We start from the raw sequence: 12,801 nt of genomic DNA, 5'->3' as shown, positions 1-12,801 counted from the left end.
ACATCGGACGCCGCGTTTTTTATTTTGCTGCGCCACCGCATAAGCAAATGCGTATGCAGACATCCGCAGATCGGATTGTCCTGCCAGTGAAACTCACCACAATCTTCCTGAGTGTCAGGATGCCGAAATCTCCTGGCGACGTATCCGTGTTGGCTGACTCGGGAAGACACGATGTTCGAGATCTATTTGTTGACGGCCGTCGGGGCTGTCGTCGCCGGATTTGCCGGCATACTGCCAACGCTGTGGTGCACGCTCAGGGGCTTCGAGAAGGACACTCAACGCGCCGTCATCCAGAATTTCAATCTCGCGATGCTGGTCGTGACGATGGGGGCCTATCTCGCGACGGGCGTCGTCACCCGGGCCGCGATCCCGTTGTTCGCCATCGTCGCGCCCGCGATGCTGATCCCGACGTTCCTCGGGGCCAAGCTCTATATCGGCCTGAGCGAAGCGCGCTTCCGTCAGATCGTCCTGTCCCTGCTCACGGCGTCGGGCATCGCGTTGCTCGCCTCGTCGGTGCCGAAGCTGTTGTGAGACTACGCCCACTCCTGGGTGTCGTTATCGGGCTCGGCCAACGTCAGGCCGGCCGTCGGTAACGGCAGGGCCGTCTTGTAGCGCACCTGCTTGAGCGCAAAGCTCGAACGAATGTTGGAGATGCCCGGAATCTTGGTGAGATGCTCGACGATGAAGCGCTCCAGCGTCTTCATGTCGGGCATGACCACGCGCAGCAGGTAATCGGCGTCGCCCGTCATCAGATAGCACTCCATCACCTCCGGACGCTCGGCGATCGCGTGCTCGAAGTTCATCAACGCTTCTTCGCCCTGTTTTTCCAGCCGGACCTGAATGAATACGTTGATATGCAACCCCAGCGGCTCGGGGTTGAGCAACGTGACGCGCTCCTTGAACAGCCCCAGTTTCTCCAGCGCACGTACGCGGTTGAAACAAGGCGTTGGGGACAGATGCACCGCGCGGGCCAATTCCGCGTTGGTGATCCTCGAATCCTTCTGCAATTCGGCGAGGATCGCGATGTCAGTCCGGTCCAGATGCTTGGGCAAAGTCGTCACAGTAGAAATATTCCTGAAATTGGCGAGAAATCGGAATAACTAGCCTATATCAGCGCGCGAATCGCCGCAATTCAGAGGCCTATTCTTCGTCCGCCCGCGTACCATGATCTTCAGTCAGCGATACCGATAAATGCTGTAGATCGAGGAGAAATGCCATGACGGACATGTCGGGCGAAAGCCGAATTTCGGGTCTTGTCGGATGGCAGCGGGTCGATCCGAACGACACCGATGCGCAGGAAACCATGGAGTGGCTGGACGCGCTCGACGGCGTCGTGCGTCACCTCGGCAAGCCGCGCGCACAGTATCTGCTCGACCGTTTGTCGGAACACGCGTTGTCGATGGGCGTGACGTCGAACCGACCGCAGATCACGCCTTACCGCAACTCGATCCCCGCTGCCGACGAGCCCCACTATCCGGGCAATCTCGAACTCGAAGAAAAACTCGCCGGTGCCTTGCGCTGGAATGCGCTGGCGATGGTCGTGCGCGCCAACCGAGCGTACGGCGAACTCGGCGGACACATCGCCAGCTACGCCTCGGCCGCAGATCTGTTCGAAGTCGGTTTCAATCACTTTTTCCGGGCGAGTCAGCCGGACGGCGCACCCGGGTCAGGCGACCTCGTGTATTTCCAGCCGCACTCGTCCCCGGGGGTTTATGCGCGCGCCTATCTGGAAGGGTTCCTGAGCGAGACGCATCTCGAACATTACCGTCGCGAAATCGATGGCCCGGGCCTGTGCTCGTATCCGCACCCATGGCTGATGCCGGAATTCTGGCAATTCCCGACGGGCTCGATGGGCATCGGTCCGATCAACGCCATCTATCAGGCGCGCTTCATGCGCTATCTGGCGGCACGCAAGCTCGCCAACACCGAGGGCCGCAAGGTCTGGGGGTTCTTCGGTGATGGCGAGATGGACGAGCCGGAATCGATGGGCGCGCTCTCGCTCGCCGCCCGGGAGCATCTCGACAATCTGGTGTTCGTCATCAACTGCAACCTGCAACGGCTGGACGGTCCGGTCCGAAGCAACGGTCGCATCATCGACGAACTCGAAGCGCACTTCGTCGGCGCAGGATGGAACGTCATCAAAGTGGTGTGGGGGTCCGACTGGGATCCGCTGTTTGCACGCGACACGCACGGCGCCTTGCTGCGCGCCTTCGCCAACACGGTCGACGGACAGTTCCAGACGTTCTCCGCGAACGACGGCGCCTACAATCGCGAGCGATTCTTCGGCCAGAATCCTGAGCTTGCCGCACTCGCGGCGCAACTCTCGGACGCCGATATCGACCGCCTGCGCCGAGGCGGACACGACGTTCGCAAGCTTTACGCGGCCTACGCACAGGCCGCTGCGCATCGCGGGCAACCGACGGTGATTCTCGCCAAGACGATGAAGGGCTTCGGTATGGGCACTGCCGGGCAGGGACGCATGACGACCCACCAGCAGAAGAAGCTCGACGCAGACGATCTCAAGGCGTTTCGCGACCGCTTCCGCGTGCCGCTGTCGGATGACGATGTCGAAGCGCTGCGGTTCTATAAACCCGCTGTCGATAGCCCCGAGATGCGATATCTGCTTGAGAAGCGCGCTGCGTTGGGCGGATTCCTGCCACGTCGGCGTCGAATGGCCGACACCTCGCTGCCAGTGCCGGACATCCGCAAGTGGGCGGGTTTCGCGCTCGACGATACCCGGCGAGAAATGTCGACGACGATGGCGCTGGTGCGGATGATGACGGCGCTGCTCAAGGACAACGCCTTCGGCCCGCGCGTCGTGCCCATCGTCGCGGACGAAGCCCGGACCTTCGGCATGGCCAACATGTTCCGTCAGGTCGGCATCTACTCGCCGGCGGGCCAGTTGTACGAGCCGGAAGACATGGGCTCGATGCTGTACTACCGCGAGGACATCGACGGACAGATTCTGGAGGAGGGGATCTCGGAGGCGGGCGCGGTATCGTCGTGGATTGCCGCTGCCACCTCGTACAGCGTGCACAACCTTCCGATGCTGCCGTTCTACATCTATTACTCGATGTTCGGTTTCCAGCGCATCGGCGATCTGATCTGGGCTGCCGCCGATCAGCGTGCACGCGGCTTCCTGATCGGTGCGACGTCAGGAAAGACGACGCTGGGCGGGGAAGGGCTTCAGCATCAGGACGGCACGAGCCATCTCAACGCGTCCACCATTCCGAATTGCCGTGCGTACGACCCCGCGTTCGCTCACGAGATGGCCGTCATCGTCGACGAAGGCATGCGCGAGATGATGCAGCAGCAGCGTGATGTTTTCTATTACATCACCGCGATGAACGAGAACTACACACAACCCGGCATCCCCGGCGGCGATCTGGAGGGGATCCGGGAAGGCATCGTCAAAGGCATCTATCGGATGGATGCAGACGAGGCCTCAAAGGCGGGCGGTGGACACCGCGCTCAGGTGCAACTGCTCGGCTCAGGCGCCATTCTTCCCGAAGTGATCGCAGCGCAAAAGATGTTGCAGGAGGACTGGTCGATCCGGGCCGGGGTCTGGAGCGTGACGAGTTTCACGGAGTTGCATCGTGACGGCATTGCCGCCGAGCGGCTCGAACGGCATGGCGATGCCACACGCAAGCCCTACGTGCAACGCATGCTGGAACAAAGCGACGGCCCCGTCGTGGCGGCCACCGATTACGTGCGCGCGCTGCCGGAGTCGATTCGCGCGTTCGTGCCGCGTCGCTACGTCACCCTCGGCACCGACGGCTTCGGGCGCAGCGACACGCGCCAGGCGCTGCGGGCGTTCTTCGAAGTGGACCGCGTCTCCATCGTGCTCGCCGCCCTCAAGGCACTTGAGGATGACGGTGCCATCGGTGCCGATATCGTTGCGCAGGCGCGCGAGCGCTACGGGAAGCAGGGCATTCGCCGGGCGGCGTCCTGGCAGTGCTGATTACGTCGACGTATCGACCATCAACTGCACGCGGTCCGCAGCGAAATGCGTAATGCCGTACTTGATCGGCACGCCGTCCAGGTCGACGTCGACGTTCTCGACCCACAACACCGGCTGCTGACGATTGACGCCAAGTCGCCAGGCGATCTCGGCATCGGGCAGCACACTGCCGATACGACTCCACTTGCGCAAATAATCCGGCACGCCCATCAACGCAAGGGCATGCGTGATGCTGCTGTCCTCTTCGAGCAGGCTCGGCAGGTCGGGGAAGCGGGCTGCCGGATACCAGTTGCAGGCGTAAGTGAGCGGTATGCCATCGGCGGCATGCAGCGACTCGATCCGCCATACCGGCGCGCGGGCGCGCAACGCCAGTTCTTTCGCGACGGTCGCATCGGCCTGAAGCCGCGCGGCCGATAGCATCTCCCCTTCGGCCGCATGATGCTGCTGGCGCAGGTTTTCGGTGAAGCGAGTGCGTCGCCCGATCAGGTAATCGATCGCGCCGCGCTGCACGAAGGTGCCTCGACCTTGTTCGATGCTCACGAGCCCGTTCGCGGCCAGTCCCATCACGGCGCGGCGCACCGTATGGCGGTTTACATCGAAACGCTTGGCCAGTTCGCCCTCGCTGGGCAGACGGCCGTCGTCACCGAACCCGTTCGCCGCAATTTCTTTGGCCAGAATCTGCTCGATCTGGCGCCAGACGGCCACACCCGCACCGCGCTCCACGCGCTCCGGGCTGCCACCGTTGCCCGCATTACTCATCGACACTGCGCTCCCGCTCGCTGTCATAGCGACGTCATCCCCCGTACTTCAAATGTTCATTGTTCCGGGCGCATTGTAGTGCGCAAGCCGTGATGGATGTGTGACTTTGCCGTGTCGACACACAAAATTGTCATGTTTCCCCTGTGTAATTTTCCGTAACCGATTCGTCTAGACGTTCAGATAAATGCATCACGGTTCTGTCATATCCGATTTCTAGAATCCGCAGCAATGTTTTCGCAGGCCCGTAGTACAACCCAGAGGGAATTCATGAAAGCCATCAAACGCTTCGCCGCTGTCGCCTTCTTCGCTGCCGTCGCCAGCGGCGCAGCCCACGCCGCAGGCGAGTGCCCGAACAACGGTGTCGTGCGCTTCGGCGTCGAGCCGTACGAATCGTCGGCGCGCATGCTGCCGGTCTATACGGATATCGCCAAGCTGATCGGCGACAAGCTCGGCTGCAAGGTCGAGCTGTACATCGCCACGAGCTACAACGCCGAGATCGAAGCGATGCGCAACAACAAGCTCGAATTCGCGCAGTTCGGCCCGCTCGGCTACGTGCTTGCCCATCAGGTCGCCCACGCCGAAGCCGTTGCCACGTTCGCCAACGAAAACGGCTCGCCGCAGAACTACTACGCGTCGATCGTGACGTGGCCGGGATCGAGCGTCAAAACGCTCGCCGACACCGCTGGCAAGTCGTTCGCGTACGCCGATCCGGCATCGACCTCCGGCCACCTGTTCCCGGCCTACGGCCTGCGCAAGAACGGCATCGATCCGGACAAGGGCGTCAAGGCGATCTACGCGGGCAGCCACACGGCCTCTTTTGAAGCGCTGCGTAACCACAAGGTGGAAGCCGGCGAGCTGAACAGCGAAGAAATTTCGAGCGCGCGTCTGCATGGCGAGTATGACGACAAGGCTTACGTGACGCTGTGGAAGTCGGACCCGATTCCGGTCGACCCGATGGCGGTGCGCGGCGATCTGCCGGCCGAATTCAAGACGCGTCTGGCGAAGATTCTCTCGAATCTCGACCTGAAGGAACTGCCGCAAGCCGATCAGAAGTTCATGGCCGCCAACGCCACGCCGGCACTCAAGACCGTGCCGCAGACCGACGCTGCCTACAACCAGATTCGCGACCTCGTCTCCACCCTTCATATCGATCTGTCCAAACTGTGAACACCTTGTCCAACGTGACGGACGGTTTGGCATTGACCCCGGCTGACGCATTCGCGGCCGCCGGGGCCACCACGGCAGGGGCCTTCCGTCGTACGAAGCTTGCCCCTGGCGTGAAGCTCGCCGTCCAGGATCTGACGATGTGCTACGCGAACGGTCATACCGCGTTGCGCAATTTCAATCTGTCGGTCGAAGCCGGCGAGATGGTCGTGGTGCTCGGCAGCAACGGCTCCGGCAAGTCGACCTTCATGAAGTGCGTGGTCGGCATCAATCGCCCGACCACCGGCAGCGTCAATCTGGCCGGGCGCGATCTCGTCAAGCTCTCGGGCGAGCCGTTGCGCGAAGCCCGTCTGCCGCTTGCCCTCATTTCGCAGAATGCCAATCTGGTCAAACGACGCAGCGTGATCGCCAACGTGTGCTGTGGCGCACTCGGGCGTCATCGCACGCTGGCGACGGCCTTCGGGCGTGTGCCGCGCGAAGCCGTGGAACCGGCACGTGCCTATCTCGACGAAGTGGGCCTGCTGCATCTTCAGCACCAACGTGCAGGCACGCTCTCGGGCGGTCAGGCGCAACGCGTTGCCGTGGCGCGCGCGCTTGCGCAGGAACCGCACGTGCTGCTGGCCGACGAACCGGTCGCAAGTCTCGATCCGGAAGCCGCTGACGAAGTCATGCGCCTGCTGCGGCGTCTGGCGACCGAAGACGGGCTGGCCGTCATCGTCGTGCTGCATCAGCCGGATCTCGCCATGCGCTATGCCGATCGCATGGTCGGTCTGCGTCGCGGCGTGATGGAATTCGATCAGCCCGCGAGCGAAGTCTCCGCGCGCCAGATCGCCAATCTTTATGTCACCGAGGCGTCATGAGCACTGTGCTTGAAATGCGGGGCGGTCGTGGCCCCGGGGATATGCCGTCGGGAATGCGGCAGGTGCTGACCGTCGTCGGCTTGCTGATTGCCGTGGCGGTGTTCGTGCAGGCCTGGATCGTGGTGCAGGCCCGCCCGCAGGATCTGATTACCGGCGCGCACGGCATGGCCGATATCATCTCGCGCGCCATGCCGCCGGACTTTGCGCAGTTCATTCCGAACCTGCGTCCGGTGCTCGAAACCATCGATCTGGCGATTTTCGGCACGATCTTCGGCATCGTGCTGGCGTTCCCGCTGGCGATTCTGGCGGCGAAGAACGTGACGCCGGCACTGCCGCTGTACTACGGCGCCCGTGCCGTCATCGGTGTGACGCGCGCCGTGCCGGATCTCGTGTGGGCGCTGCTGTTCGTCACCGCCGTCGGTCTGGGACCGTTTCCCGGCGCGCTGGCGCTGGCCGTGCACTCCATCGGGATGCTCGGACGCCTGTTCGCCGAAGTGATCGAAGACATGGACATGGGTCCGGTCGAAGCGCTGACGCTTACCGGCGCGGGACGTCTGGCCGTGCTCACGCACGCCGTCATTCCGGGGGTGCTGCCGTCGCTGCTCGGTATCGGTCTGTTTCGCTTCGACGAGAACCTGCGTTCATCGCTGGTGCTCGGGTTCGTCGGCGCTGGCGGCATCGGCTTCCAGTTGCTCACGGCCATGAATCTCTTCGATTATCAGACGGTGTCGTACCTGCTGATCGTCACGTTTGTTCTGGTGGCTTGTGCGGAACGCGCTTCGGCGTACCTGCGCAGTCTGGTGCACTGAGGGTAGGGCAGTATGCAGCGTATCAATTGTGGGGAAGGGGTCGATCCGTGGACGCGCGCTCGCGTGCTGAGCGAGACGCCCGAGATCGATCCGACGTCGCTCGTACGCGATAGCGACTTCGGGCGCTTCACGTATCTGGGGCCGAATTCATCGGTACGGGCGTCGTCCATCGGTGACTATGGTTACGCGATGGGGACGAACCAGATTGCGCACGCGCAGATCGGCAAGTTCGTCAACATTGCGACGGGGGTTCGCATCAACCCGTCGAATCACCCGATGTGGCGCGCCACGTTGCATCACTTCACGTATCGCTCCCGGTCCTACGGCATGTCGCTCGACGACGATGCGGAGATTTTCGACTGGCGCGCGCAGGATGCCATCACCATAGGCCCCGATGTATGGATCGGGCACAACGCGATCGTCATGCCGGGTGTGAACATCGGCACGGGCGCGGCCATTGGCTCAGGTGCGGTCGTCACGAAGGATGTGCCGCCTTATGCGATCGTGGTCGGTGTGCCGGGCCGCGTTCTGCGATTCCGCATGGGGGAGCGCACTGCCGAGCGCATGCAGGCCATTGCGTGGTGGGACTGGAATCCGGCGCAACTGGATGCCGCGCTGACCGATTTTCGCGCACTGAGCGCAGAAGCGTTTGTGGAGAAGTACGAACAGTCCTGAAAGTGCGGTCCGGTTTGACTGATAGAATCCCGTCGATAACAACGCAAGTGCATTCCCGCAGTGCAGCATTTCGCTCTCTGACCGACACGGGTGATGATCTTGAAATATCAGACGCACGGGGTAAGGCCGGACTCCAATGAACCGCTTTCGCTGCGTGCCACTTCCGCGCACGCAGCGAAAGGGCGTGGGATCGCATTCGTCGACAATCGTCCTGTCGCTGCAACCCATCTCGCGATTCAGAAAATGGCGGATCGCCATACCGCTCCGCACGCTGACGTGCCAGATGCGGCAGCGCATCGGACGTCTTCCTCCCACACGGCGCAATCCGGATTACCCGCTAACCTGCTGTCCGGCATCGAGACGCTGTCGGGCCACTCGCTCGACGACGTGCGAGTGCATTACAACTCTCCGCAGCCAGCCCAATTGCAGGCGCACGCGTATGCGCAAGGCAACGATATCCATCTCGGCCCCGGACAGGAACAGCATCTCGCGCATGAGGCGTGGCATGTGGTGCAGCAGCGGCAGGGGCGGGTGCAGCCGACCGCCCGCATGAATGCGGGTGCTGCCATCAATGACGATCCGGCACTGGAGGCCGAGGCCGATGCGATGGGCGAACGGGCGGCGGCGATGGGCGGCGAACGGATCGACGAGGGGAGTCCGATCGTCACGTCGACACCGAGCGCAAACATTGGCGATACGCTTCAGGCGAAGGGATTCAAGTCGGTCAACGGCAAGACGAGTGGCTTCGATGCCGACGAAGCGCAACTCAACGGCGCCGGGAACGCGGTATGGGATGCTGTCTTCACGGACGGAAGAATCGATGCACAGGGCGGCGTTATCGGCAAAATGCAGCATGAGGCCGATAAGAAGATCGACGCGAGCGCCACGACGAAGTATGAAGCCACCCTCGACGAGGGCGCGTTTGGGGAGGTCGAACTCAAGGGGGACTTGGGCCATGCGCCAACGGTCCCCCGTTGGGCAAAAGCCGCCGCGCCCAAAGGCAATCGACAGCAAGTCTTACCGGTGGTACTCGCCAAATCGAAGCAGGCGGAGATCGAGGCTGCCATCATTCATTTACTGAGCCAGGGGGCATCGGATCCGGCGTTCCAGGTTGCGGAGGCGGAAGACGTCAAGGACTATGAGGCCATCCAGATGGCCATCATGATCTCGGATACCAAAACACTGCCGGACTGGTTTGCTTCCAACTTGACTTACGCGAAGGTCATTGCCGGTCATCTGTACGGATATCTCGTGAAAATGTTGAGTGAACGGGGCGGCCAGATGACGGATACGTTATTTCTTTCCGTGTGCGCAGAGGACGACGCCAACACGTCGTACCGGCTGTATGACGCCGTTCTGACCGCCGCCGGGATCCCGGTCGCAGCGGCCGAAAAGCACCAGGCGTCGGATGTTGCGCTCGACATCAACGAGATCGTGATGCATGAGTTCGGTCACATCAAAGCCGGCCTGGATGTGCCGTCATCCGACATCGATAGTGCCAAGTCCAGCTTCAGTCCGACGCTGGAGAGCGCGGTGGCGCTGGCCAGAGGACTCAAAATCAAAGTCGCAGCGGGACTGGATAGAAACTACCTGACGGCGTGTCGGTTCGCCTGGCTCAGGATCGTGACCGAATGGCATGGAATCAAAGATCACCCCTCGTACATCCTGACGCGGGAACGCACGACCGCGGGCATCAAGACGATGCAGAATATTCTGATGTCGCTGGAGGAGTACAAGAACATTCAGGCGATCGATAACGGACTGGCGCCGAGCCGCGTGTCGGGGCCTCGACTGAGACATGGCGTGGAGGTCGTGACACTTTTCGATCTTGGTTCGGCAAGTGCTGATGCTGATTTCAAAGAGATCGAAGGCGGCGCGGCGAACTCGCCCGAGGTGTCAGAAAAATCGACACCGGAACTGGGTGAAGCCGTATGGCGGGTGAAAATGCAGCATCTGCTCGACGTTTTCATCGCCAAGTACAAAGACTAGTCATTGGCACCGCTCCCCACCGCTCCCCACCCCTGTTACGCCCCGTTTGGCGCGCATCTTGAGACGCATTTACGCCACATTCGTCAGTCAGGCCAACTAACAGCCCCGGCAACCCCGGCTTCAGCACGGGTCACGGCAAGGTGAATCGCGATGCACGATCATGCTTCGAAAAAGACACCACAGCGCGCGGGGCAGGGCACGTCTTCGGTGCCTTCTCGCGCCCCGGCGCGCATTGAGGACCACCGGCCCGCCGCAGCGTCGCATACGCAACTCCGGAATCTGGCACACAACGGCGATCGGGCCACGCAATTTCAACGCCTCCAGCGTGTCGTGACATCGCCAGCGCAGCGCGCAACGGCCCAGGCCCCTTCGTCCTCCAACGCCGGAGATGTCGTCCAGCGCGTAGTGTTCATTGGGACTTCCACACGGGCGCTGCCTGCGCGAACGCCAATGATTGCCGAAGTTGAGGCGATCGCACGCGCGTACGGTCCGCAGCGTGCAGCGCGCATCGTCGCCACTTTTCGGGCATGGCTACGAGACGGCCCCTCACGACGGTATGCCAACGCGCGCGCTGTCGTGGACGCCATATTGCCAACGCTTGAGCCGGAGGCCGATGCGCATTCCGGTTCGAGCTCCGGTCCGCGCTCTGGTGAATCGTCCGAAGGGCGCTCCGCCGCCGGTTCTGAGACACGATCTGAAGCGCCGTCCGGTTCGCGGACCGAACCGCCCCCTGGCGTCGGCACGTCACTTTCGTCGGAGCCGACACTGGAATCGCGGTCCGAAGCCAGAACCGAACTGCCCGGCGATGGGATTCGTGACGCCGATCGCCCGATATCGACGTCGCAGACGCCGCAGACGTCACAGGGCGCCGTGCCGGATGTCGGACAGAGCGGGCAGAGTGATACGGGCGGCACCGGATCAGATATCCACGATCGCGTCGAACGACCGCGTGACGTGCAGCCGCCAAGTGCCGTACAACCGGTATCCGAAGGCGAACGCCTGTCGGCCGGGAGCACCGCCGTTACGGCCTCGGAACGGGCCCGCCCCGACTTGCGCACCCAGATACGCCCTGAATCGCTCACGCGTGTCGGTTTCGAAATCGAGTTAGGACGGACGTACCACTTCCCTGAATCGGCCAGACCGACGCTCGGGCAGGTGCTCAATCGAACACTGGCAGAGTTCGTCGGCACGGTACCACCGGCAATCCGGGGCGGTGAGCCGCGCAGGGCGGTGATACTCGAAGTGCTTCTCGACGATATTCGAACGCCCGACGCCGGGGGATGCACGGCTCAGGTCGAGTTCCGCACGCCGCCATTGCGGTTCTCCTGGCTAAGCACCAGTCTGTCCGCGCAGATTCGTCGGGCCATCAGCCGTTTTCCAACCTCGATGCTCACCGCAGCCTCGCCGGTTGCGGTGGGGCAGTGGCGTCCAACCGCATTGCTGCGCGAGCATGCCGCGCAGTTGACCGAAGGCGCACCGGATCAGAGAAATTTCTCGATCTCCTCCACTTCCAATTTGGCACAGCACGCGACGATCTCCATCGAACTCGCTGCGTTCGGCACCCTCAATCACGATCAGCAGAACCTACTGTTCCGCCACGGGCGAGGGGCAACCGACCGACAACAGTTACTGGATCAACTGGCGGCCCTCACCAATGGGTCGGGCAGCCCGCTCGATGCCACCACCGTCGGCCGCAATCGGGCCGGCTCTACGGTCAAATCGCCCATTGAATCGATTCTGGCCGCCGACCCGACGTTGCGCGCGCCGCCTGGCGCGTCGGCCGAGGGTAGCGTGACGGTGGGAGATAGCGAAGCCCATCCGTATGCGCCGCTGGCCGAAGCCGTCCAGCAAATTCGAAACGATGGACAGTTTCCAAGCGTTCAGGGGGCGGGCGATCGGGGTTATCGGGCCGTGGCGGAGAAGCTACAACCGCCGCTGCGCGACACCGTATCAGGTCAGCTTCGCGTACTGGTGGAACATCGAACCGGCACTTTGGTGAGTGCGGTGAACGAGGCGCTTCGAGGAAGATCCGAACCCCTGCGTCCGATCATGGAGGCCGCACGCGACATGGACCGAAACCGCGTGCAGCGACCCAGGGCGCCGTCGACAGAGTCGTCGACGACATCGCCGACGACGTCGTCCGTGACGACACCAGTTACCGGGGCTGTGGGCACAAGCGGGACCCGTGCGACCGTGAGCGCGTCGCGCAGTGAGCCCGCGGGCGGGGGAGGTGCCAGACCGGTCATTGCCCCTCCGCCGCTCGCGACAATGACCGTCCCGCAAATGGTTCAGCACTACGGGCCGGGCATTCTGTGGGCGAGAGGGCAGGGAACGTTCAGTCACGAGTTCCTGCAATTCAGAGATCACCGTGCAGCGGCATTGCTCAGGCTGACGCAAAACGGGCTGGCGCCAGCGGAAGCTGCTGTCATCAGCGCAGACCTGAACACCCAGTTCGTACAGGCCGGGGTCCCGGCGCAGGGAGATCATCCCGACGCACAACTGCAAGAGCATATCTTCGACGGCGTCGACGTCGCTTGGGGACGTCAGCTTTGGGCGCTGCTGCGGTACTTCAACGGAGCGTAAG

Annotated in this window: 10 protein-coding genes; 8 read left to right on the top strand and 2 right to left on the bottom strand. The window is 62.6% G+C overall.

What is annotated here, in order from left to right:
• The first annotated feature begins 171 nt into the window (after nucleotides 1–171).
• A complete protein-coding gene (locus tag PCA20602_RS04690) occupies nucleotides 172–531 on the top strand; it encodes a TSUP family transporter (RefSeq protein WP_343032001.1) in 360 nt (119 codons plus the stop codon).
• Nucleotides 532–533: 2 nt separating this feature from the next.
• Here PCA20602_RS04690 and PCA20602_RS04685 read toward each other — a convergent pair whose 3' ends face one another.
• A complete protein-coding gene (locus PCA20602_RS04685; protein WP_150720199.1) occupies nucleotides 534–1,061 on the bottom strand; it encodes an Lrp/AsnC family transcriptional regulator in 528 nt (175 codons plus the stop codon).
• A gap of 155 nt (nucleotides 1,062–1,216) precedes the next feature.
• Between PCA20602_RS04685 and mdeB the strand changes: the two genes are divergently transcribed.
• A complete protein-coding gene (gene mdeB / locus PCA20602_RS04680; RefSeq protein WP_150720198.1) occupies nucleotides 1,217–3,961 on the top strand; it encodes an alpha-ketoglutarate dehydrogenase in 2,745 nt (914 codons plus the stop codon).
• Here the strand turns inward: mdeB and phnF are convergent, their stop codons facing one another.
• Nucleotides 3,962–4,720 (bottom strand): phosphonate metabolism transcriptional regulator PhnF, encoded by a 759-nt coding sequence (phnF, locus tag PCA20602_RS04675; protein ID WP_150720197.1) that lies wholly within the window; start codon nucleotides 4,718–4,720, stop codon nucleotides 3,962–3,964. It abuts the gene before it with no gap.
• A gap of 267 nt (nucleotides 4,721–4,987) precedes the next feature.
• Here phnF and PCA20602_RS04670 point away from each other — a divergent pair, with 267 nt between their 5' ends.
• From PCA20602_RS04670 to PCA20602_RS04645, 6 genes are all read left to right on the top strand, one after another.
• On the top strand, nucleotides 4,988–5,887 hold the full coding sequence (locus PCA20602_RS04670; protein WP_150720196.1) for a phosphate/phosphite/phosphonate ABC transporter substrate-binding protein: 900 nt from the start codon (nucleotides 4,988–4,990) through the stop codon (nucleotides 5,885–5,887).
• A complete protein-coding gene (locus PCA20602_RS04665; RefSeq protein ID WP_242561191.1) occupies nucleotides 5,884–6,744 on the top strand; it encodes a phosphonate ABC transporter ATP-binding protein in 861 nt (286 codons plus the stop codon). Before PCA20602_RS04670 ends, PCA20602_RS04665 begins: the two co-directional genes overlap by 4 nt.
• On the top strand, nucleotides 6,741–7,553 hold the full coding sequence (gene phnE / locus PCA20602_RS04660) for a phosphonate ABC transporter, permease protein PhnE (RefSeq protein WP_069342873.1): 813 nt from the start codon (nucleotides 6,741–6,743) through the stop codon (nucleotides 7,551–7,553). Before PCA20602_RS04665 ends, phnE begins: the two co-directional genes overlap by 4 nt.
• Before the next feature lie 12 nt (nucleotides 7,554–7,565).
• On the top strand, nucleotides 7,566–8,228 hold the full coding sequence (locus tag PCA20602_RS04655) for an LbetaH domain-containing protein (RefSeq protein WP_150720195.1): 663 nt from the start codon (nucleotides 7,566–7,568) through the stop codon (nucleotides 8,226–8,228).
• A 93-nt stretch (nucleotides 8,229–8,321) separates the two neighbouring features.
• Nucleotides 8,322–10,217, top strand: coding sequence for an eCIS core domain-containing protein (locus PCA20602_RS04650; RefSeq protein WP_150720194.1), 1,896 nt, complete (start codon nucleotides 8,322–8,324; stop codon nucleotides 10,215–10,217).
• Between the two features lie 450 nt (nucleotides 10,218–10,667).
• Nucleotides 10,668–12,800 (top strand): hypothetical protein, encoded by a 2,133-nt coding sequence (locus PCA20602_RS04645; RefSeq protein ID WP_150720193.1) that lies wholly within the window; start codon nucleotides 10,668–10,670, stop codon nucleotides 12,798–12,800.
• The last annotated feature ends 1 nt before the right edge of the window (nucleotide 12,801 follow it).

Source organism: Pandoraea capi, from assembly GCF_902459735.1.
GTDB lineage: Bacteria > Pseudomonadota > Gammaproteobacteria > Burkholderiales > Burkholderiaceae > Pandoraea > Pandoraea capi.
The sequence above is the reverse complement of the archived record's forward strand: the minus strand, read 5'-3'. Positions and strand labels throughout refer to the sequence as shown.